This is a genomic window from Gordonia zhaorongruii, from assembly GCF_007559005.1.
In the GTDB taxonomy this organism is placed as follows: Bacteria; Actinomycetota; Actinomycetes; order Mycobacteriales; family Mycobacteriaceae; genus Gordonia; species Gordonia zhaorongruii.
In genome coordinates this window covers 516,722-538,176 of sequence record NZ_CP041763.1, presented here as the reverse complement: position 1 = coordinate 538,176, position 21,455 = coordinate 516,722, and the positions used below count along the sequence as shown (strand labels likewise).

General features: G+C 66.3%; 17 protein-coding genes and 1 pseudogene. 7 read left to right on the top strand and 11 right to left on the bottom strand.

Annotated features, from left to right (window positions below):
* The first annotated feature begins 10 nt into the window (after nt 1–10).
* Nucleotides 11–1,210 (top strand): CAF17-like 4Fe-4S cluster assembly/insertion protein YgfZ, encoded by a 1,200-nt coding sequence (gene ygfZ, locus FO044_RS02420; protein WP_132993083.1) that lies wholly within the window; start codon nt 11–13, stop codon nt 1,208–1,210.
* 163 nt (nt 1,211–1,373) lie between these two features.
* The gene (locus tag FO044_RS02415) at nt 1,374–1,562 is read left to right on the top strand and encodes a DUF3073 domain-containing protein (RefSeq protein WP_132993082.1); all 189 of its coding nucleotides are present in this window, start codon (nt 1,374–1,376) and stop codon (nt 1,560–1,562) included.
* A gap of 389 nt (nt 1,563–1,951) precedes the next feature.
* Here the strand turns inward: FO044_RS02415 and purM are convergent, their stop codons facing one another.
* Both purM and purF read right to left on the bottom strand, forming a co-directional pair.
* A complete protein-coding gene (gene purM / locus FO044_RS02410) occupies nt 1,952–3,037 on the bottom strand; it encodes a phosphoribosylformylglycinamidine cyclo-ligase (protein ID WP_132993081.1) in 1,086 nt (361 codons plus the stop codon).
* A gap of 117 nt (nt 3,038–3,154) precedes the next feature.
* Nucleotides 3,155–4,720: an amidophosphoribosyltransferase gene (gene purF / locus FO044_RS02405; RefSeq protein ID WP_132993080.1), complete on the bottom strand. Its 1,566-nt coding sequence runs from the start codon at nt 4,718–4,720 to the stop codon at nt 3,155–3,157.
* A gap of 183 nt (nt 4,721–4,903) precedes the next feature.
* On the opposite strand from purF, the gene FO044_RS02400 reads away from it, so the two are divergent.
* The gene (locus FO044_RS02400) at nt 4,904–5,365 is read left to right on the top strand and encodes a hypothetical protein (protein ID WP_132993079.1); all 462 of its coding nucleotides are present in this window, start codon (nt 4,904–4,906) and stop codon (nt 5,363–5,365) included.
* Here FO044_RS02400 and FO044_RS02395 read toward each other — a convergent pair.
* From FO044_RS02395 to FO044_RS02385, 3 genes are read right to left on the bottom strand one after another with little or no spacing between them, the layout of a single operon-like run.
* Nucleotides 5,362–5,775, bottom strand: coding sequence for a sterol carrier family protein (locus tag FO044_RS02395; protein ID WP_132993078.1), 414 nt, complete (start codon nt 5,773–5,775; stop codon nt 5,362–5,364). The genes FO044_RS02400 and FO044_RS02395 overlap by 4 nt on opposite strands.
* A gap of 7 nt (nt 5,776–5,782) precedes the next feature.
* Complete coding sequence (locus FO044_RS02390; protein WP_235831411.1) at nt 5,783–6,652, bottom strand: PHP domain-containing protein; 870 nt, start codon at nt 6,650–6,652, stop codon at nt 5,783–5,785.
* A 27-nt stretch (nt 6,653–6,679) separates the two neighbouring features.
* Complete coding sequence (locus FO044_RS02385) at nt 6,680–7,567, bottom strand: endonuclease domain-containing protein (protein WP_132993077.1); 888 nt, start codon at nt 7,565–7,567, stop codon at nt 6,680–6,682.
* A 215-nt stretch (nt 7,568–7,782) separates the two neighbouring features.
* Here FO044_RS02385 and FO044_RS02380 point away from each other — a divergent pair, with 215 nt between their 5' ends.
* Nucleotides 7,783–9,285 (top strand): glutamate-cysteine ligase family protein, encoded by a 1,503-nt coding sequence (locus FO044_RS02380; RefSeq protein ID WP_132993076.1) that lies wholly within the window; start codon nt 7,783–7,785, stop codon nt 9,283–9,285.
* Between the two features lie 60 nt (nt 9,286–9,345).
* Here FO044_RS02380 and FO044_RS02375 read toward each other — a convergent pair whose 3' ends face one another.
* Nucleotides 9,346–9,807, bottom strand: coding sequence for a DUF2752 domain-containing protein (locus tag FO044_RS02375; protein WP_132993075.1), 462 nt, complete (start codon nt 9,805–9,807; stop codon nt 9,346–9,348).
* 11 nt (nt 9,808–9,818) lie between these two features.
* The gene (locus FO044_RS15205) at nt 9,819–10,511 is read right to left on the bottom strand and encodes a CD225/dispanin family protein (protein ID WP_132993074.1); all 693 of its coding nucleotides are present in this window, start codon (nt 10,509–10,511) and stop codon (nt 9,819–9,821) included.
* Between the two features lie 352 nt (nt 10,512–10,863).
* Here FO044_RS15205 and FO044_RS02365 point away from each other — a divergent pair, with 352 nt between their 5' ends.
* Nucleotides 10,864–12,423 carry an HNH endonuclease signature motif containing protein gene (locus tag FO044_RS02365; protein ID WP_235831410.1) on the top strand — a complete coding sequence of 520 codons (1,560 nt, stop codon included), beginning with the start codon at nt 10,864–10,866 and terminating at the stop codon, nt 12,421–12,423.
* Between the two features lie 83 nt (nt 12,424–12,506).
* On the opposite strand, the gene FO044_RS02360 is transcribed toward FO044_RS02365, so the two are convergent.
* Both FO044_RS02360 and purL read right to left on the bottom strand, forming a co-directional pair.
* Nucleotides 12,507–13,595, bottom strand: a complete 1,089-nt coding sequence (locus FO044_RS02360) for an NAD(P)H-dependent amine dehydrogenase family protein (RefSeq protein ID WP_132993072.1) — start codon at nt 13,593–13,595, stop codon at nt 12,507–12,509.
* Nucleotides 13,596–13,664: 69 nt separating this feature from the next.
* Nucleotides 13,665–15,950 carry a phosphoribosylformylglycinamidine synthase subunit PurL gene (purL, locus tag FO044_RS02355; protein WP_132993071.1) on the bottom strand — a complete coding sequence of 762 codons (2,286 nt, stop codon included), beginning with the start codon at nt 15,948–15,950 and terminating at the stop codon, nt 13,665–13,667.
* Between the two features lie 68 nt (nt 15,951–16,018).
* Between purL and eccA the strand changes: the two genes are divergently transcribed.
* On the top strand, nt 16,019–17,848 hold the full coding sequence (eccA, locus tag FO044_RS02350; RefSeq protein WP_132993070.1) for a type VII secretion AAA-ATPase EccA: 1,830 nt from the start codon (nt 16,019–16,021) through the stop codon (nt 17,846–17,848).
* A 72-nt stretch (nt 17,849–17,920) separates the two neighbouring features.
* Here the strand turns inward: eccA and cysC are convergent, their stop codons facing one another.
* Complete coding sequence (gene cysC / locus FO044_RS02345; RefSeq protein ID WP_132993069.1) at nt 17,921–19,795, bottom strand: adenylyl-sulfate kinase; 1,875 nt, start codon at nt 19,793–19,795, stop codon at nt 17,921–17,923.
* A pseudogene (gene cysD, locus FO044_RS02340) lies at nt 19,795–20,700 on the bottom strand (sulfate adenylyltransferase subunit CysD); the annotation flags it as partial. The gene cysC and the pseudogene cysD, both read right to left, overlap by 1 nt.
* A 151-nt stretch (nt 20,701–20,851) precedes the next feature.
* On the opposite strand from cysD, the gene FO044_RS02335 reads away from it, so the two are divergent.
* The gene (locus tag FO044_RS02335; RefSeq protein ID WP_132993067.1) at nt 20,852–21,451 is read left to right on the top strand and encodes a DUF2249 domain-containing protein; all 600 of its coding nucleotides are present in this window, start codon (nt 20,852–20,854) and stop codon (nt 21,449–21,451) included.
* Nucleotides 21,452–21,455 lie beyond the last annotated feature (4 nt).

Genomic DNA, 21,455 nt, shown 5'->3' with positions numbered 1-21,455 from the left:
GACTGCAGGTATGTCTGCGGATCCGATTCGTCCAGCTTCCGACGACACCTACGTGTCGCCCCTGCTCGCGTCGCAGCCCGGCGCCGTCGTCACCCCGGAGGACGACGCGAGTCCCGGCGTTGCGTGGCATTACGGCGATCCGTTGGGCGAGCAACGTCGCGCCACCCGGAGCGCGGCGATCGTCGACCGCAGCAATCGTGCGGTCATCGAACTCGCGGGCCCCGAGCGGCTCAGCTGGCTGCACACGATCTCCACGCAGCACGTGGCAGAGCTGGGTGACCGGCGCAGCGCCGAGAACCTCTCGCTCAACGGGAACGGCCGCGTGGAGGACCACTTCGTTCTGACCGACATCAACGAGGTCACCTGGCTCGACACCGAGACCGCTCGCGGTGCGCCCCTGTCGGACTTCCTCACCAAGATGGTCTTCTGGGCCCAGGTAACGCCCACCCTGCGGACCGACATGGCCGTCATCACGCTCGTCGGCCCGGACGTGCGGACCGGTGAGATCGCCTCGGTCCTGGACATCCCGGCCGCCGCCGACGTCTATGCAGCAGGCGACCTGCCCGAACTCCACCACGACGACGAGCCGCTCGGCTTCTGGCGGGTCATGCCGCCGACCGGCGAGGGGCGCACCGCACCCGTCGTCGACGTCGTGGTGCCGCGCGACGATCTGCCCCGCTGGTGGGAGACACTCGTCAACGCGGGCGCGGCGCCTGCGGGAATGTGGACCCTCGAGGCGCTGCGTGTCGCCGCCGGGCGTCCGCGATTGGGCCTGGACACCGATGAGCGGACCATCCCGCACGAGGCCGACTGGATCGGCAGCCCCGACGAAGGCGGCGCAGTCCACCTGGAGAAGGGGTGCTACCGCGGCCAGGAGACGGTGTCCCGGGTAGCGAACCTCGGTCGGCCCCCGCGGCGCCTGGTACTCCTGCACCTCGACGGCAGTGCCGACTACCGGCCGTCGACGGGCGATTCGGTGTTCGTCGGCGGACGCTCACTCGGCCGCGTCGGCACCGTCATCGACCACTTCGAGTTGGGCCCGGTGGCGCTCGCACTCGTGAAGCGCTCGGTGCCGGCCGACGCGGAACTCCTCGTCGGCGACGACGCCGAGTCGGGCGCCGCAGCGCGCATCGATGCCGACCTGTACACCGCCGACGACGCGATTCCAGCGGGCCGGGCAGCCATCAACAAGCTCCGCGGAAAGCCCTGACCACCTGTTATGCCAACTGTGACACCTCTCGCCACCCACTTGGGGAAGGGGGAGGGGATTTAATTGCGTGTTCGCGCTAGACTGTCTGCACGAGAACTATTAACGGATAGAACGGGGCCGCCACGACGTTGGCCGCCCCGTCATTGTGCGAGGGGGTCCCAATATGGGCCGCGGCCGGGCTAAAGCAAAGCAGACGAAGGTTGCTCGTCAGCTGAAGTACTCCACTCCGAACACCGATCTGGACAGTTTGCAGCGCGAACTGTCGGGCAGCAGCGGCCATTCGTCGTATGCCGCCGACTCGTGGTCGGACGAGGACAGCCGATACAGCGAAGACGAATGGCGACGCGCCTGACGCAGTCTTCTGCCTCTGCAGTACCCAAGACGTCGCCACCTCCGAGTGGCTGCGCAATCTCACCTGACGGTCGAGCGGACCGATACGACGTCCGCTCGGCCGTTCAGTGTTCTTCGCGCGGTTGACGCCGCCGTCCCATCGCTGATCGGGTAACGGACGTCAGTCCCGACCCGCGGATCAGATGCCGAGTGCAGGCCTTCCCGACTCGCCGATCGAGTGCGACGCTGCGGTAGATGACCGGCACGCGGCCCTCCGAGGGCAATCTTCCCTCTGGCCTCGATATTCTGGCCACATTCTGCAGCAGCGACGACTATCGGGTGTGCCAGCGATGAACTCGGTCGTCGAAGGGCGCACCCCGTCACCGAAGCGACGTCAGCTGCGTACCCGGCTCAGAACCGCGAATGGTCCCCGACGAGCTCGGCACTACCCGACACTCCATCCGCGGAGCGCTTGATCGAACCGAGCACCCAGTTGTCGACGTGGCGGGCAGTGAGCACCGCCTGCGCGCGATCGGTGTCCTCGGGCGCGACGATCGCAACCATGCCGACGCCCATGTTGAACGTGCGCTCCATCTCGGCGCGTTCGACGCGGCCGCGCTGGGCGATGAGCGAGAAGATCGGGGCGGGCGTCCACGAGCCGCGCTCGAGAACTGCTTCCAGCCCCTTGGGCAGGACACGGCCCAGGTTGTCGGCCAGGCCGCCCCCGGTGATGTGCGCGAAGGTCCGGACCTCGGATTCCGCAACCAGCGCCAGGCAGTCCTTGGCGTAGATGCGCGTCGGCTCGAGGAGTTCCTCGCCGAGCGTGCGGCCGAACTCCTCGACGTGACCGCCCAGATCCAGGTGCCCCAGTTCGAGGAGGACCTTGCGGGCCAGCGAGTATCCGTTCGAATGCAGGCCTGAGGACCCCATGGCGATGACGACGTCGCCGGGGCGCACACGGTCGGGTCCGAGAATCGAGTCGGCTTCCACGATGCCGACGCCAGTGGCCGAGATGTCGTAGTGGCCGTCGCCCATGAGACCGGGATGCTCGGCGGTCTCGCCGCCCAGAAGTGCGCATCCGGCGTCGACGCAACCGTCGGCGATGCCCTTCACGATGTCGGCGACCATCTCCGGGATCACCTTGCCCACTGCGATGTAGTCCTGCAGGAACAGCGGCTCCGCGCCGCACACGACGAGATCGTCGACGACCATGGCGACCAGGTCGCGACCCACCGTGTGGTGCACGCCCATCGCCTGCGCGACCGCCAGCTTGGTGCCGACGCCGTCGCTCGACGCGGCGAGTACCGGCTCGCGGTAGTCGCCCTTCATCGAGAAGAGACCCGCGAAGCCGCCGAGTCCTCCGAGAACCTCGGGGCGAGTGGCACGCTTGGCGTGCGGCGCGAACAGCTCGATGGCCCGCTCACCTGCGTCGATGTCTACGCCCGCGGACGCGTATGAAGCGCCGGCAGTCTGGTCGGAGGCAGACCCGTCCGTCATGGTGTTGGTTCTCCTGAACATTTCTGGGCGCATGACCGTTGATCGGCCACCGCAATCTGACGCACTCACGCTACCTGAGTGCCCTGACGTGTGAAGTCTGTCGTATCCCAGGCGCGACTACGGCCGCATGACGGCGCTGACATTGTCGTTACCCGCCGACAACGGGTGCGGCACGCTGCCATCGGCGCCGCTCATCGTCTCGAGGACGGCCTTGCCCATCGCCGTCTCCTCCGGCAGCTCGATCGGGTAGTGACCGTCGAAGCACGCGGCGCACAGGTTGGACGACTCCTGCCCGGTGGCGGCGATCATCCCGTCGACGCTGATGTAGCCGAGGGTGTCGGCACCGATGGCCTGGCGCACGCCGTCGACCATGTGCTCCTCGGACTCCATGCCGTTGGCGATGAGCTCGGCGGGCGACGCGAAGTCGATGCCGTAGAAGCACGGCCAGCGGACCGGTGCCGATGCGATGCGCACGTGCACTTCGAGCGCCCCGGCTTCGCGCAGCATCCGGATGAGCGCACGCTGGGTGTTGCCGCGCACGATCGAATCGTCGACCACGACGAGTTTGCGGCCCCTGATCACTTCGCGCAGCGGATTGAGCTTGAGACGGATGCCGAGTTGGCGGATGGTCTGCGACGGCTGGATGAACGTGCGCCCCACATAGGCGTTCTTCATGAGGCCCTGGCCGTACGGAATGCCGGATTCCTGCGCGAAGCCGACCGCCGCAGGCGTTCCGGATTCGGGGACCGGGATCACCAGGTCGCCCTCGGCCGGTTCCTCGCGGGCGAGGCGCCGACCGATGTCGACTCGGGTCGAATGCACCGCACGACCGTTGATGACGCTGTCCGGTCGAGCCAGGTAGACGTTCTCGAACACGCAGAACTTCGGCGTCGCCTCGGCGAACCGGGTGCTGCGGACGCCGTTGTGGTCGATGGCGAGCAGTTCGCCCGGTTCGATGTCGCGGACGAAGGACGCCCCGACGATGTCGAACGCTGCGGTCTCGGAGGCGACGACCCAGCCGCGGTCGAGCCGTCCGAGCGATAGCGGGCGGATGCCGTGCGGGTCGCGCGCCGCGTACAGCGTCGTCTCGTCCTGGAAGGTGAGGCAGAAGGCGCCCTTGAGGCTCGGCAGCAGTTCGGCGGCCGCCTGCTCGAGGGTCTTGTCTGCCGCTCCGTGCGCGAGCAGCGCACCGACGACGTCCGAGTCGGAGGTGGCGGCCCCGCGGCTGCCCGAGCCGTACACGCCGAGTTCGCGTGCGCGGGCGGCAAGTTCCGCGGTGTTCACCAGGTTGCCGTTATGGCCGAGTGCGACGCCGCTACCTGCATCGGTGTGGCGGAAGATCGGCTGCGAGTTCTCCCAGGTGGTGGACCCGGTCGTCGAGTATCGGCAATGCCCGACGGCGACGTGACCGTGCATCGATGCGAGCGTCTGCTCGTCGAACACCTGGCTGACGAGCCCGAGATCCTTGAAGACGAGGACCTGCGAGCCGTCGCCGACGGCGATCCCCGCAGCTTCCTGGCCTCGGTGCTGCAGCGCGTAGAGACCGTAATAGGTCAGCTTGGAGACGTCCTCACCGGGCGCCCAGACACCGAAGACACCGCACTCCTCGCGCGGCTCGTTCTCGACTTCGTCGGGCTGCTGCGGATCCAGCAGATTGCGGGAGTGGATCGACAGATCTGTCACGAGCGACGCTCCGGGTTCGAGGGCTGGGACGGGCGTCCCCCCAGCGTACTGGCCGGTCGGCCGGTTCGGAAAACTCTCGGACGCTGAAGTGGGCAGGCTAACGGTCCGCGTTCGATGCGCGACATACCGAGCACGACCCGGTGCACCGAGGATCGGGTGCGACCGCGACGGAAGGAAACCCCCGTGAGAGCACGATCAGCGACATTGGCCGCCGCCGCCATCGGCGGCACGGCGCTCATCGCACCATTCGGCGTAGCAGGTGAAGCGTCGGCAGAGCCGTCGACCACCTGCACCATGAACTACCTCAATCCGAACGTGGCGCCCCTCCCTCTGCAGGCGAACACCGTTCTTCGGGCCGCCGCCGACGGTGACGGAACCATGACGATCACGATGAAGACCGACGCCGTGTCGGTACTCGGCTACGACCAGGACGTCTCATTCACCTGGGCGAACCTCGACACCGGACGCAACGGCGGCGAGCAGTGGTCCAAGCGGGTCGTCGGACCCGACAACACTGTGAAGTTCACCGACGTGAAAACCGGAGTCGGCCGCATCACCTTCGTCGCCAATGCGTCCAACACCAGTTCGCTGGACTCGAAGCGCGTGACGACCGGACAGTGCAGCGCAGAACAGAAGGCGTTCTAGCGTTCTAGCGAACTCCCGACCGCTGCAAGCGGGATCACCGGCAGATAGTCGGCGACGTCGCCTGCGCGATGCCCGGAGACGCTCACCTGGTGGGCGGCCACCGCGTCGTCGAGCGACTCGAGTCCCGTCGCGAGGAGCAGCCATTGGCGTGGCGACGTCTCGAGAACGTTCGGCGGAGTTCCCCGCGTGTGACGGACCCCCTCGATGCACTGGACGGCAACGAACGGCGGGACGCGCACTTCCACGGAGTTGCCGGGCGCGTCCTGAGCGACGGTCCGCGCCGTGGCCCGCACAGCTGCTGCGAGTGCGTGCCGACTCGGTTGCTCGACGGTCTCGTCCCGCAGCCATTCGGCAACTGCGAGCACGGCGGCTCGCGTCTGTGCAGGGTCGATCTTGTCTTTCGGTGCCACGGGATTCCTACTGCTTCGTGAACGGTGCCGTGCATCCGAGAGCGACGATCTGCTCGACGACGTCGTCCGGCGTTCGCTCCTGCCCGAGCTGGAGAACCTTGTTCTCGCCGTGGTAGTCACTCGAACCGGTCTGGATCAGGCCGAGGTCGATCGCGATTCCGGTGAGCTCCGTTCGGGCGGCATCATCGTGATCGGGATGGCGGACCTCGATGCCCTTCAAACCGTGCTTCGTCAACGATTCGAGCACCTCTTCCGTCAGAAGCGACGACGCCGCACGGGCACGCGGGTGCGCGATGATCGGGACACCGCCGGCCGCATCGATCATCCTGATGCCGTTCTCCAGCGACAACGACTGCAGCGCCACGTAATGTGCGCCCTCGTCGTTCAGCAGACCATCGAACGCCTCACCCACCGAATCGACGGAGCCTGCCTCGACCAGCGCACGAGCGATGTGCGGACGTCCGATATTGGTCCGGCCGGCGATCTCCCGTACCCGGTCGAGGGTGATCGGGTAATCAGCGTCGATCAGGTTCTCGACGATCCGCGTACCCCTGTTGGACCGCTCCGAGCTCATGCGCTCCCACTCGGCGACGATCTCCGCGTTGTTCCGGTCGAACAGGTAACCGAGCAGATGCACCGATACGAGCGTGCCGTCAGGTGCCGGATGCTTCGTGGAGAACTCGGCGCCCGGCAGGATTCTCATTCCGGCGGGAACGTTCAGCGCAGCCTCGTCCCATCCGGCTGCGGTGTCGTGATCGGTGAGGCCGAGCGTGGTGAGACCCGCTACCTTCGCCTTCGCCAGGAGCTGTTGCGGAGTGTCTGTGCCGTCCGAGCAGTTCGTGTGGGTGTGCAGGTCGGCGGTCATCTCGTTCGGCATGACACGATGCTAGCGATCTCAGCCCGTCTAAGGTTCCCCGATACCGTCCGATAACCCTGTGACACGGTTTCCGTCGCTGTGCGGGGAAACTCCCGCGCGTCGGCTCCGTCGGATGTGCACTCCAGCGCGTACCGCGGCCAGAATTTGAGCGTTGGTCTCGTCCCATCGGTAGACCACGTCCGCGTACGTGAACCGGAGAGTGTGAAAGCCCAACTCGTGGGCCGCGATGTCCCGACTGCGGTCACTCTGGAAGTGCTGACGGTCCCCGTGGAACTCCCACCCGTCGATTTCGATGATCAGATAGTCGCCGACGAGCAGGTCCACGCGTCCCACTCCCTCGATCACCACTTGGGTCCGGACCCGGACCTTCTGTCCGAGCAGCCGGAGCCTGGCCATGGTCTCCGGGCCCGACTCGGATCTTCCATCGCACTTGGCGAGTAGACGCTGCGCCCACAGCGGTGCGTCACGAAACTGATAGTCGAGTTCGTCGACTGTCATCAGTCGCCGATTGAGGATCGAATCGCACACGACGACGAAGCCCTCTCCACTCAGGCAACGGGCGGCGTGACGAACGGCAACCGCGATGTCGTCGACGGCGCCCTCTTCGGCCGAAGGGCGACGGAAGTCCCGGCAGAACGGCCCCTTCCGGTACCGCACCGCCGACGAGTTCCCGCGAATGTGCAGTTCGTGAGTCTCCGGCACCCAGACCCCGTGACGTCTCAATGCGCTCACGCAACTGAGCACTCCGCCGCGCGCTACCGCGGCCACCTCATCGGAGTTCGCGTTTCCCACCTCGTACCAGCCTCTTCGGATCAGACGCGCGTGTCGAGTGCGGATCAGCTCGGCGAGGCCCGCACGGCCCACGCTCCGGTTGAGAAGCTTCGTCGGGTACACGCCCGGTCTGATCGCCGTCATGGGACGACCCTCACCGATCAGCCCTCACTGCGGTTCGGGTTCTCGCGCCTTGCCCGAGATCTGTGGATGGACCTCGCCGTCTGGATTTCACCGCTCAGCGCGTGAGACTTCGTGACACGGTTTCCGCCGCTGTGCGGGGAACTCTGCACGGCAGACAGGAAAGCAAATGCATCGATCGGCACCAGGAACGCCTCGTCGTTCGGCACCATTGCCTCATGGGCGCCGAAGTGAGCCAGCAGAAGTTCAACGGAGCCGATCGCGTGCGCTTCCGGGAGCGCGTATCCCGCGGGACAGATGCGATCGCCCGGATGCTGTCGGACGGCCTGTTCACCGATCACGGCCGCCCGCCTGAACCACTCCTCGGTATGGAAGTGGAGCTGAACTTGATCGATGCTCGGGCCGACCCCTCGATGGCGAACGCCGAGGTGCTCGACGCAATCGCCGATCCCGACTATCAGACCGAGCTCGGCCAGTTCAACGTCGAGATCAACGTCTCGCCGAGGCCGTTCGTCGGAGGCGACACCGTCAGCCTCGAGCAGGCACTGCGATCGTCGTTGAACAACGCTGAGGCGAAAGCCGCGTCGACCGGAAACCACCTGGTGATGATCGGCATGCTGCCGACATTGCAGCAGGAGCATTTCGCGCATCAATGGATCTCGGCGAACCCGCGGTACGACTTGATCAACGAGCAGATCTTCGCAGCGCGCGGGGAGGATCTGGCGATCGACATCGCGGGCGTGCCCTTGGAGTCGTCCGCCGAACGCCTCACCACCACCACAGATTCGATTCTTCCGGAGGCCGCCTGCACCTCGCTGCAGTTGCATCTGCGGGTGGCACCCGAGGACTTCGCCGCGCATTGGAATGCGGCCCAGGCCATCTCGGGCGTTCAGGTGGCACTGGCAGGGAACTCTCCGTTCCTCGCAGGCAAGGCCCTATGGCACGAGACCCGGATACCGGTGTTCCAACAGGCCACCGACACCCGCCCACTGGAGTTGAAGAATCAGGGAGTCCGCCCTCGCGTGTGGTTCGGGGAGCGTTGGATCAACACGATCTTCGACCTGTTCGAGGAGAACACCCGGTACTTCCCCGCCCTCCTGCCGGTGTCGACCGACGTCGACCCGCTCGCCGAACTGGATGCCGGACGGATTCCCGAACTCACCGAACTCAAGCTCCACAACGGAACCGTGTACCGGTGGAACCGCCCCGTCTACGACGTTCTCGACGGCAATGCGCATCTGCGCGTGGAGAATCGCGTGCTGCCCGCAGGTCCGACGGTCGTCGACATAATGGCCAACGCCGCCTTCTACTACGGTGTGGTCCGCGGCCTGGTGGAAGCGGACCGACCGCTGTGGTCGCGGATGTCGTTCGACGCCGCCAGGGAGAACCTGACCTCGGGAGCGCAATGGGGACTCGACGCCCAGTTGTACTGGCCCGACATCGGCTGGGTGCGGCCGGACGAACTCGCCCTGCGACGTCTCCTACCGCTCGCCGAGGAGGGCCTTGCGTCATTCGGGGTGTCCGCAGCCGCACGACGCCGCTACCTCGGAGTCATCGAGGGCCGATGTGTCACCCGTCAGACGGGATCGGTGTGGCAGCGCCGCGCGGTTCAAGTGCGCGAAGCCGCCGGCGAGAGCCGGGATCAGGCGCTGCACGGCATGCTGTCCGACTACGCGACGCTCATGCACGAGGGCGAGCCGGTGCACAACTGGCCGTTGTAGCGGGCAAGCGTCCGAGACTTTCTGGGCGACGCGACCTAGACGCGACTCTTCGGGTGTACGTCACACCTTCAATCCGGTGAAAGGCTCAACTGGAATGTTCCGAATCACGAACCAGGCCAGCGTAATCACCACGAGCGAGATCGGTACGCTTCGCACCTCGTACCACCTGCGATGACGCCGTCCGCGCCATAGTCCGACACTGTAAGTCACGAAGCCCACCGCTGACAGTCCCAGAACGATCACGAATAACGCGTTGTGGTGCAGAGCGGCAACGACGTCACCATGCAGTAGGTGATAGATCGCACGAGAGACCCCACACCCTGGACAGTTGACGTGCAGAAGCGAATTCAACGGACATGGCGGGATGATTCCACCGGGCGTCGTCGGGTCGGCGAACCAGACGGCCGCACCGATCGCGGATACCCCCGCGAGTATCGCTGCCGGACCGCCGATTCGGTGCCTCGCCACGGCCTGCAGTGCGGCCGGGAGGCTCCGATCGGTGGCCCGCGCGGCGCCGGTCATTGACGACGCCTCTACGTCGAGGTGCCGCTGTAGGTGTCGAAGTCGTAGTAGCCGACGGAAGTGCCGGTCACCGCGAGAATGATCACCAGGATGATCCACAGCGCGATCATGACCGCAAGGACGATCCATGCGATTTTCGCGTACTTCTTCGCCTCGTTCGCGGCTTCGTGCGCGCCGGCCTGATTGCCCGACGCCCACAAACCGTTGACCGAGTTTGCCTTCACGATCGCCACGATGCCGATCACTCCGGCAACCAGGCTGATGCAACTGACGCACGTGAGGACGAAGCCGAGAACGGTCACGATGATCGACGACGCCATATTGTTGGCTGGCGGCGGACCGGCTGGACCACCCTGCTGAGGGTACGGCTGTCCCGCGAACGGCTGACCGTATCCCGGCTGATCCTGACCGTATCCGGACTGCCCGCCGTATCCCGGCTGCTGACCGTAACCCGGCAGGCCCTGCTGACCGTAACCCGGCAGGCCCTGCTGACCGTATCCCGGCTGGTGCTGGCCGTAATCCGGCAGACCCTGCTGGCCGTAATCCGGCTGCTGCTGGCCGTAATCCGCCTGCTGCTGGCCGTAATCCGGCGACTCCGGCTGGCCGGATGGCGGCGTCGCGCCACCCTCCGAACTCGGCTCCCGACCTCCGTCCGGACCATGGTCGGGATTCTCGCTCGGATCGCCATCATTCGGACCGGTCATTGCTATTCCTCCCTGCGGACTGGCTACCGGTGAAGCCTAGCGTGCGTGACACGTCGTTGCCCGAACCGCCGAGAATCCTCGTTCTCGCAGATAGCCACGGATAAATCTCCGAGTACCGGCCGCACTGCGGACCCGGTATCGCGACGACACGCAGAGCTACGCCGATCAGCGGCTCTTTTCACCCGAGCGGGAGGAGCTCACTCATCGTGGTACCGGGAATTGCCGAGGAATGCGCTGTTGCCCGCCAAGCCGCACGACATTCCGTGCAGAATGTACGTTCGCATCTATTATGTTCCACATCACCTTTCCTGATATAATGGAGTGACAGCGAAGACAGGCGGAGGTGATGGCAGTGACCGGACCCGAAACCCACCACGACCTACCTGATACTCCGCTCGAGCTGGTCAAACTCATCGACGCCGCTGCAGCCAAACTTGCCGCGACATCTCTCGTCGCGATGCCGGACGACGAGGTCCTCCCGACCGTCGAGATCTTCGAGCGCGCCCACCGTCGCACCGACGGAGTCGACGCCGCACTCTTCACCGAGCTATCGGACCGCATGTCGTACCGGAAAGCCGGGTATCTGAGTCCGACGACGTACCTCGAGTCGGGCCTCCGACTCGGGTCGAGCGAGGCCAAACGGCGTCGCACAGTCGCTGCGGCGATCGCCCACATGACAAGTTTCCAGGGCGAGACCCTCGACCCGGCCCTCCCGGCAACCGCGGACGCAGTGTCGGACGGGGCGATCGGAACCGACCACGTCCTCCAGATCGAGAAGACCATGGATCGGATTCCCCACCGCGTCGCCGACGATGTGCGAGCCGACGCTGAGGCCCAGCTCGCCGAAGCCGCCCGTGCTCTGTCGCCTGCCGGACTGGCAACCGTCGGCAACAGGCTCCTCGCGCACCTCGATCCTGACGGAGACCTGACCGATGATCGCGATCGCAAGCGCACCCGCGGATTCACCGTTCAACCGCAGGACCGCCAGCTCATGTCGAAGGTACGAGCCATGCTCAAGCCGGAACTGCGCGCAAAACTCGAAGCACTCCTGCTGCAATGGGCCGCACCTGGAATAAACAACCCGGACGACGACCAGTCACCGTACGGTGCGGCCAACGACCCCGAGATCGACACCGCTGCGCTCACCGCCGCCGCTGAACGCGACGACCGCACGCAGACACAGCGCAACCACGATGCCCTCGAGGCGATGCTCGACTACCTCATCGGCCACGGCGCACTCGGACGCCCCACCGGACTCCCGGCGCATCTCGTCGTCACCGCCAGCCTCACCGACATCGAACAGCGCACCGGTGTCGCGCACACCGCTACCGGCACTCGGCTTCCAGTCAAAGACCTCGTCGACCTAGCCGCACATGCGACGCCGTGGCTCGAGGTCTTCGCTGATCACAGTTCGTCGATCCTCTACCTCGGTCGCGGTCGGCGCCTCGCCTCACTCGCGCAGCGCATCGCCATCTTCGGCCGTGACCGCGGCTGCACCGCACCAGGATGCACCGCTCCATTCAGCCGGACTCAGGCACACCACATGCCCGACTGGCAGCACGGCGGCCCCACCGATATCGATCACCTCGGCGCCGCGTGCGGTGGCGACAACCGCAAGGTCAGTACCGACCCGGGCGGCTGGGAGACCACGATCATCGCCCACGGACCACATCAAGGCCGAGTCGGCTGGCGGCCGACCGGTTCGAGTGAACCGTGGCAGGTCAACCACACGCACCTTCCCGAGAAGCTACTTCGGGAGAATCCGGACGTCACTCCTTCCCAACCGGATCCGGCCGATGAATCCAGACAGCGACGGCGCAGGTCGCGGATCGAGCGATGGCTCGAGTGTCGAATCCCATCGGCTCCTCAGCCGGTACCGCCGGACGAAGTGACTATCGAATTCATCGACTGACCGCTGTCCGAAGGCCGACTCTCTCAGGTCTCTCGCACTCGGGGCCTGCTCCAGCCTTCGAGCGAGCTGACCCTTCGCGGTCTCTACGTCCGCGGCGCGCCCGTCACCAGACCGCGCCCCGTCACCAGGGGAAGGTCCAGTGCAGTCACCAGACCCGGTTCCGCCGCGACCACCGCGGGCACTGCATTCACCAGACGCTGGGCCGTCACGATCATCCCCGACACGTTGTGGTCGCCGTCGCGGCTGTGGTGAGTCATCTCCACGGCCATGACCGGCTCGCCGGTCACCTCGATCCGGTAACAACCGTCGCCCTCCGCAGGCTTCGGCCAGTCCGGGCACTGATCAGGATGCGTCCGCGTGTAATGCTCCAGAATGATCCGGTCCACGCCGTCGACCTGACCGACCACCTGGAAATGCAGCGCAGCCATCGTGCCGTCCGGAATCGTCAAAGACACCGTGTCGACCTCGCCCTCAGCGGCCACCCGGTCGAAGCGCTCGACGAGCGGCTCGTCGAGCGTGACGTCGAGACCCTTCGCGATCTGGCGCACAACGCTCCCCCACGCCAACGACAGGACTCCCGGAGTCAAGAGCATCGACTGGTGATCCATCGGCTTTCCGAAACCGAACAGCTCGGACATCACCACCGGCTGGTAATAGGTGGAGTAGTCGGCGATCTCCATCACGCGGACCTCGTCGATCTGCTGCGAGAGGCTCGTGATCGACAGCGGCAGAACATCGTTCGCGAAACCCGGATCGATCCCGTTCACATGCAGGCTCGCTCCGCCCGACTCCGCAGCCTTCTCAACCGACTCGACCATCGAATCCGGGAGGACACCGTACGGGAACTGCAGGATCACCGGCCCCGAGGAGACGACGTTGATGCCGGCCGCTACGAACGCGGACAGGTCCCCGATCGATTCCGCGACACGGTCATCGGTCATCGCGGTGTGCACGATCGCGTCCGGCTTCAACGCGAGAAGCGCATCTCGATCGTTCGTCGCCGGCACCCCGAGATCGCGATCCAGGCCGGCGAGACGTCCGGCGTCCTTTCCAACCTTCGCCGGATCGGATACCCAGACACCGACCAACTCAAGATCGGGATGGGCATCGATCCCGGTGATCGCATGCCTTCCAACGGTTCCGGTGGACCATTCCACGACGCGCAGAGTCATGGTGATCACGCTAGGTGACTGAAACGCGTTCTACTCAGGAATGGTTCGATCGGCGAGTAACGGCAGACCTCAGCCGAACAGCTTGGGCAGCGTGCCCTCGTGCACCTCGCGCAGCTCAGTGAGCTTCACCGAGAACTGGTCCTGCACCTCGAGCGAATCGCTGCCCTGGTCGACGACGCCGATCCGGGTCCACGGGACCTGGCGCGCGCTGAGCATGCCGCAGAACCGCGACTCCTCGGTGCGCGGCACGGCGACGAGCACTCGGCCCGACGACTCCGAGAACAGCGTCACGAACGGATCGGCTCCCTCGGGGAGCAGGATGCGGCACCCGGTCTCGCCGGCCAACGCAGCCTCTGCGACGGTCTGGATGAGACCGCCCTCGGAGATGTCGTGCGCCGCGGAGACGAGTCCGTCGCGGGAGGCCGCGACCAGGATGTCGCTGAGCAGACGTTCGCGCTGGAGGTCGACCTTCGGCGGTACACCGCCGAGATGCTCGTGCTCCACCTGCGCCCAGATGGAACCGTCGAATTCGTCGTGAGTGTCGCCCATCAGGATGAGCGTCTCGCCCAGTTCCGTCCCGATGTCGGTCGGGATGCGGCGACGGACGTCATCGATGACGCCGAGGACGCCGACGACCGGGGTCGGCAGGATCGGGGTCGACCCCGTCTGGTTGTAGAAGCTGACGTTGCCGCCGGTGACCGGGATACCCAACTCGGCACAACCGTCGGCCAATCCACGCACCGCCTGGCTGAACTGCCACATCACCGCAGGATCCTCCGGCGAACCGAAGTTCAGGCAGTTGGTCACCGCGCGGGGGCTCGCACCCGACACCGCGACGTTGCGGAAGGCCTCGGCGAGCGCCAACTGAGCGCCGGCGTAGGGATCGAGGTACGTGTAGCGGCCCGAGGTGTCGGTCGAGATCGCGATGCCGCGACCGGTCTCCTCGTCGATCCGGATGACGCCGGAGTCCGCATGCTCGGCGAGCACGGTGTTGCCGCGCACGTACCGGTCGTACTGCTCGGTGATGAACTTGCGGCTGCACAGCGCGGGGCTGGCCAGCATCTTGAGGAACGTCTCGCGCAGTTCGTCACCGGTCTCCGGGCGCTTCAGTCCAGCGGTGGTCGACGCGATGACGTCGTCCTGCCAGTCCGGACGTGCGACGGGACGCTCGTAGACCGGTCCGTCGTGGGCGACGGTGCGCGGCGGCACGTCGATGACGGTCTCGCCGTTCCAGGTGATCTCCAAGTTCTCGCCCTCGGTGACCTCGCCGATGACGGTGGCGAGCACGTCCCACTTCTCACACACGGCCATGAACTCGTCGACGTTGTCGGGCGTGACGACGGCGCACATGCGCTCCTGCGACTCACTCGACAGCACCTCGGCCGGGGTCATGCCCTCGGCGCGCATCGGCACCTTCTCGAGGTCGATGTGCATGCCGCCGTCACCGGCGGCCGCCAATTCGCTCGTGGCGCACGACAGTCCGGCGCCGCCCAGATCTTGGATGCCGACTACGAGACCGTCGCGGTACAGGTCGAGGCAGCACTCGATGAGGACCTTCTCGGTGAACGGGTCGCCGACCTGAACGCTCGGCAGCTTCTTACGCGACGGACCTGCCTCATCCGAATCATCGAACGTCTCCGACGCCAGCACGGAGACGCCGCCGATGCCGTCGAGCCCGGTGCGCGCACCGAACAGGATGATCTTGTTGCCGGTACCGGATGCGAACGCCAGATGCAGGTCCTCGGTGCGCAGGACACCGGCGCACAGCGCATTGACCAGCGGATTGCCCTGGTAGGAGGCATCGAACACGGTCTCGCCGCCGATGTTGGGCAGGCCAAGCGAGTTGCCGTAGCCGCCGACACCGCGGACCACGCCGTCGACCACGCGGCGCGTGTCGGGCGCATCGGCTGCACCGAATCGAAGCTGATCCATCACCGCGATCGGACGAGCACCCATCGCCATGATGTCGCGGACGATGCCGCCGACGCCGGTCGCCGCGCCCTGGTACGGCTCGACGTAGCTCGGGTGGTTGTGCGACTCGACCTTGAACGTCACGGCCCAGCCGTCGCCCACATCGACGACACCGGCGTTCTCGCCGATGCCCGCGAGCATGCCTGCCCGCATCTCGTCGGTGGTGGTCTCACCGAAGTAGCGCAGATGCACCTTCGACGACTTGTAACTGCAGTGCTCGGACCACATCACCGAGTACATGGCGAGTTCCGCGTCCGTGGGGCGCCGCCCCAGGATCTCCTTGATACGCGCGTACTCGTCGTCCTTCAGTCCGAGTTCCGCGTACGGCTGCGGAGTGTCGGGGGAACCGGCGGCATTGGAAACAGTATCTACCTGGGCGCTCACGCCGTTCAGTCTATGCGAGACCTGGCGTGCGGCTAGAGTCGCTCCCACAGCAGGGTTCGGGGGGACTGATGACTGATATCGCGACGCGCTTCGAGCGCGCTCATCTCACGGCGGCCGGGGCGGACGATCATCGTCGGGCTCGACAGCTCTTCGAAGCAGGATTGGCCGCTCTCGGCATCCTGACCAGCGATGCTCCTCCTGATCCGAAACGTTCGGCGACCGCATTCGCGCGGGCGACCGAACTCGATCCTGGGATGGGCGACGCGTGGCTCGGCCGGCTCGCGGCAGGCGACAGGTCGGGCGCGGCGCTGCACGGTCTGCACCGGTCCCGCGATTCCATCGGCGTTCAGCAACGGCGGCTCGGGTTGCCGCGCGGCACGCTGGTCGGCCTGGCGCCGATCGGCCTGTTCGTCGAGTACCCGATCACCACGGCCGCGCGAGCGTCGGTGGCATACGCATCGTCGCTGATCGACGGTGGCGACGTGGACGGAGCCCGGGCGGTCCTCGACGAGGCCGGATCGGACGAGCCGATCAGCGCGTTCTGCCGCGGAGTGGGGCATCTGCGTTCGGGCGAATGGCGGACGGTCCTGACCGCAGTCGCGCGGAGGGCCGACTGGGGCGACCGCGTGCTCTGCGCGGCGGCCGACTACGCGGCCGGGACCGCCTGCATTCAACTCGGCATGTTCGACGAGGGGATCCGTCTGCTGACCGTCGCCCGCGAGAGCGAACTCGACAACTGCCGGGCGGCGGCCACCTTCGCCATCGGCATGGCACTGCGGACACGAGCCGACCCCGGGCGCGGAGACGAGGAGGCCGCCCTGGGCTGCTTCCAGGAGGCGTATGCGCTGGACCCGACGCTGCGCGACGCCGCCCGCGCCATCTCCGATCCCGCCTACCGGCTGGTGATCGCGGCACCCGAGGATGGACGGCCGTCCGCCGACGCGTCGTCCGAGCCGGGCTTCGAGTCCAGCACCCAGACTGGCACTGGCACTGGCGCCAGCCAGCCTGCCGACAGCACCGAATCGGCTCGCATCCTGGCCGAGGCGACCGCCGAGCTGGACGCCCAGGTCGGCCTGCTCGCGGTGAAAGATCAGGTGGAACGGCTCCGTTCGGCCGTCCTCCTCGCCGAGGTGCGCGCCGCGAAGGGTCTGCGGACCAGGCCGCGCAGCCTCCACCTGGCGTTCACCGGACCGCCCGGCACCGGCAAGACGACGATCGCGCGGATCGTCGCGAAGATGTACCGCGGGCTCGGCCTGCTGGCGACCGACAAGGTGATCGAGGTGAGCCGCAAGGACCTCGTGGGCGAGCATCTCGGGGCGACCGCTCCGAAGACGTCGGCCGTGATCGACTCGGCGCTGGACGGCGTTCTCTTCGTCGACGAGGCGTACTCGCTGATCCAGGAAGGATTGTCGGGCGGCGATGCGTTCGGTCGCGAAGCACTCGACACGCTCCTGGCGCGCATGGAGAACGATCGGGACCGACTCGTCGTCGTCATCGCCGGGTACGACGATCAGATCGACCGGCTGCTCGCGTCCAACGAGGGCCTCGGATCGCGATTCGCGCGCCGTATCCGCTTCGAGTCGTACACGCCGGACGAGCTGCTGCGGATCGCCGAATCATTAGCCGAACGCCGCGACGCACGGTTGTCCGCCGATGCCGGTGCCGCACTGCTCGACTCGTTCAACCAGCTCAGCACCCGGTTCTCGGCGGACCGTCCCGCGATCGACGTCGCGGGCAACGGTCGCTACGTCCGCAATCTGATCGAAGCGGCCGAAGAGGAGCGCGAGCACCGCCTGGCCGCTGCGTCCGATCTCGATGCACTCACCGACGCCGATCTGATGACACTGACCGCAGCGGATACCCGCGCCGCGGTGTCACAGGTGTCGAGTCGGGCGTGAAGCGTTCGAGTATCGCTCGAGCGCCTGACCGGACTGATCCTCGCCGGCTGCAATGCAGCCGGCGAGCGCCCCTTACAACCCCAACCGCTGCAGGATGAGCTCTGCGACCTCCGCAGGTGATCCGTCTCCCGGACGGACCACCAACTCGGGCGTCACGGGCCGCTCATACGGTGAGTCGATCCCGGTGAACTGACTGATCTCGCCGGACCGGGCCTTGGCGTAGAGCCCCTTCGGGTCGCGCGCTTCGCAGTCATCGAGCGGGGTGTCGACGAACACCTCGAAGAACGGAAGCCCGCGGGAGTCGTGAATCTCCCGCGCCCGTTGGCGTTCGGCGGCGAACGGGCTGATCAGCGAGACGAGCGCGACCGCACCGGAATCCGCGAACAGCGACGCGACCTCGGCGCTGCGGCGGATGTTCTCGCGGCGATCGTCGTCGCTGAAGCCGAGGTCTGCGTTGAGCCCGTGGCGCAGATTGTCGCCATCGAGCAGGTAAGCCGGGCGTCCGCCGGCGACGAGACGTCGCTCCAGTTCGGTTGCGATGGTCGATTTCCCGGACCCGGACAACCCCGTCAGCCAGATCGTCGACCCCTGATGGGCCCGATGCTCACGGGATACCTTGCCCGTCTGCCACACCACGTTGGAGTCATGGCTGACCGGTGCGCCGATCATTCCTGCGGCCACCGTTGCGTTGGTCGACTCGTCGATCAGGATGAAGCTGCCGGTGTCCCGGTTGCGGCGGTACTCGTCGAACATCATCGGCCGCTGACAATGCAGGGTCACGCGCCCGATCTCGTTGAGCGCCAATTCGTTCGCGTCCTTATCACGGTGCAGCGAGTTGACGTCGAGACGATAGTTGAGCGATGTGACGGAAGCTCTGGTGTCGCGGGTGCCGCACAGCATCCGATAGGTGTTCCCGACGTCGAGTGCGCTCGTCTCGGAGAACCAGCAGACCATCGCGTCGAGGTCGCGCCCCACGTGCGGCCGGTTGTTGGGCCGGACGATCATGTCGCCGCGGACGATGTCGATCTCGTCATCCAATTCGATCGAGATCGCCGATCCTGCAACAGCTTCCGTGAGTTCGCTTCCGCCAGGGCCCCAGATCTTCGAGATCGTGGTACCGAACCCGCCGGGCAGGGCAACCACGTCGTCACCGACCGAGAGCCCGCCTCCGGCAACGGTTCCGGCGAATGCCCGATGGTCGAAACCGTCACCGCGCTGCGGCCGGATCACATATTGCACCGGGAACCGCGCGTCGATCAGGTTGCGGTCGGATGCGATGTGCACGTTCTCCAGGTGCCCGAGCAGCGAGCGACCGTCGTACCACGGCGTGTTCGCCGACCGGTCGACGACGTTGTCACCGCGCAGCGCCGAGATCGGGATGAAGGTGACATCGGTGACGTTGAGTTTCGCGGCGAACGCCGTGAAGTCGTCGACGATCTCCTCGTAACGTTCCTGCGAGTAGTCGACGAGATCCATCTTGTTGACGCAGACCGTCAGATGCGGAATCCCCAACAGCGATGACAGGAACGCATGCCGCTTCGTCTGCTCGAGAACGCCCTTGCGCCCGTCGACCAGGATGATCGCCAGCTCCGCAGTGGACGCGCCTGTCACCATGTTGCGCGTGTACTGCACGTGCCCCGGCGAGTCGGCGATGATGAACTTGCGGGTCGGCGTCGAGAAGTAGCGATACGCGACGTCGATCGTGATGCCCTGCTCGCGTTCGGCCCGCAGGCCGTCGGTCAGGAGCGACAGGTCGGCCGTCTCATCGCCACGTTGCGCACTGGTGCGTTCGACGGCGTCGAGTTGGTCGCTGAAGATCGACTTCGAATCGAACAGCAACCGTCCGATGAGGGTCGACTTGCCGTCGTCGACGCTGCCCGCGGTCGCGATCCGCAACAGGTCCGACCGCTGAACCTCGGGGCCCGGGTTGTCTGGTGCCGCATTCATCAGAAGTAGCCCTCCTTCTTGCGGTCTTCCATGCCCGCTTCGGAGATCCGGTCGTCGGCGCGGGTGGCACCGCGTTCGGTCACGCGGGTCGAGGCCACCTCGGCGATCACCTTCTCGTTGGTGTCGGCGTCGCTCTCGACGCACCCGGTGCATGTCGCGTCGCCGACCGTGCGGAACCGCACCCGCGCGACGTGCGACGTCTCGTCCGGGTACCGCTCCAGGAACCTGGTGTCAGCGAGGAGCATGCCGTCGCGCGGCACCACCGATCGCTCGTGCGCGTAGTAGATGGGCGGAAGCTCGATGTCCTCCACCGCGATGTACTCCCAGATGTCGTGCTCGGTCCAGTTACTGAGCGGGAACACGCGGATGTGCTCACCCGGCGAGTATCTGCCGTTGTACAGATTCCAGAGCTCGGGGCGCTGGTTACGGGGATCCCACGCACCGAACGAGTCCCGGAAGCTGAAGACGCGCTCCTTGGCGCGAGCCTTCTCCTCGTCCCGCCGGGCGCCGCCGAACACCGCGTCGTACTTTCCTTCGCGGATGCCGCGCAGCAGCGCGGTGGTCTGCAGCCGGTTCCGCGAGGTGCCCGGGCCGGTCTTCTCGACGATGCGTCCCGCGTCGATGTCGTCCTGGACGCTGCTCACCACGAGCCGCGCGCCGGTCTTCTCGACGATGCGGTCGCGGAACTCGATCACCTCGTCGAAATTGTGGCCGGTGTCCACGTGCATCAGCGGGAACGGCATGGGCGCGGGCCAGAACGCCTTGCGGGCGAGGTGAAACATCACCACCGAGTCCTTGCCGCCGGAGAACAGCATGACGGGGCGCTCGAACGTGGCGGCGACCTCCCGGAAGATGTGAACCGATTCGGCTTCGAGTTCCTCGATCACTGCGAGAAGCCTCCTATGGGCATGTCGGGTTACGGTGTCGCTCCCCCACGACTATCCCACTGTGACCCAGATCGACGTCGAAGCCGGGTTGCCGCGCGGTTGCCGCGAATATCGTTCAGCGCGCTACACTTTTTACAAGTATCAATTGTTTTTAATCAGGAGGTCCGCCATGCCCGACATCACCCTCGACGTCCGCGAGATCCCCAAACCCCAGCGGCACCCCAAGATCTTCTCGTTGTTCGACGGCCTCGACGTCGGCGAGGCGATCATCCTCGTCAACGATCACGACCCGCGCCACCTGCACGACGAGTTCGAGGCCGACCGTGCGGGCGGCTACTCGTGGGATTACCTGGTCCGCGAGAAGCGCGACTACCGGGTCCGGATCGGCAAGACCACCGCCGCCACCCCGCCCCGCAAGCTCGGCAACACCGCGGACCTGACTCAGCAGCCCGTCGACGCCGCGGACGTCGCGTGGAAGCTGCAGGCGAAGGACCGGGGACTGGATTCCAACCTGATCCGCCTCGCGGGCGGCGGCGAGATCGCATCGCACGAAGGCGGCGAGGTCGACGTCCTGGTGCACGTGATCGCCGGGTCGGGCACCGTCGGCACCGATGCGGACGGCCTCGAGGTCGGCGCAGGCGATCTGCTCTGGCTTCCGGCCCGGTCGCGTCGCTCGTTCACCGCGGGCCCGGACGGCCTCAGCTACCTCACCGTCCATTCCCACCGGGAACCCACGCTGACCATCGAACCGCTGGGCGCGGGGCGGTGACGAC

What these genes read in the sequence shown, in the direction of transcription:
- FO044_RS02390 (WP_235831411.1), bottom strand. Translation starts at nt 6,652, where the DNA reads ATGCCGAACGAGATGACCGCCGACCTGCACACCCACACGAACTGCTCG.
- FO044_RS02385 (WP_132993077.1), bottom strand. Translation starts at nt 7,567, where the DNA reads ATGACGGCGATCAGACCGGGCGTGTACCCGACGAAGCTTCTCAACCGG.
- eccA (WP_132993070.1), top strand. Translation starts at nt 16,019, where the DNA reads ATGACTGATATCGCGACGCGCTTCGAGCGCGCTCATCTCACGGCGGCC.
- FO044_RS02415 (WP_132993082.1), top strand. Translation starts at nt 1,374, where the DNA reads ATGGGCCGCGGCCGGGCTAAAGCAAAGCAGACGAAGGTTGCTCGTCAG.
- FO044_RS02375 (WP_132993075.1), bottom strand. Translation starts at nt 9,807, where the DNA reads ATGACCGGCGCCGCGCGGGCCACCGATCGGAGCCTCCCGGCCGCACTG.
- FO044_RS15205 (WP_132993074.1), bottom strand. Translation starts at nt 10,511, where the DNA reads ATGACCGGTCCGAATGATGGCGATCCGAGCGAGAATCCCGACCATGGT.
- FO044_RS02360 (WP_132993072.1), bottom strand. Translation starts at nt 13,595, where the DNA reads ATGACTCTGCGCGTCGTGGAATGGTCCACCGGAACCGTTGGAAGGCAT.
- FO044_RS02380 (WP_132993076.1), top strand. Translation starts at nt 7,783, where the DNA reads ATGGGCGCCGAAGTGAGCCAGCAGAAGTTCAACGGAGCCGATCGCGTG.
- purM (WP_132993081.1), bottom strand. Translation starts at nt 3,037, where the DNA reads ATGACGGACGGGTCTGCCTCCGACCAGACTGCCGGCGCTTCATACGCG.
- cysC (WP_132993069.1), bottom strand. Translation starts at nt 19,795, where the DNA reads ATGAATGCGGCACCAGACAACCCGGGCCCCGAGGTTCAGCGGTCGGAC.
- ygfZ (WP_132993083.1), top strand. Translation starts at nt 11, where the DNA reads ATGTCTGCGGATCCGATTCGTCCAGCTTCCGACGACACCTACGTGTCG.
- FO044_RS02335 (WP_132993067.1), top strand. Translation starts at nt 20,852, where the DNA reads ATGCCCGACATCACCCTCGACGTCCGCGAGATCCCCAAACCCCAGCGG.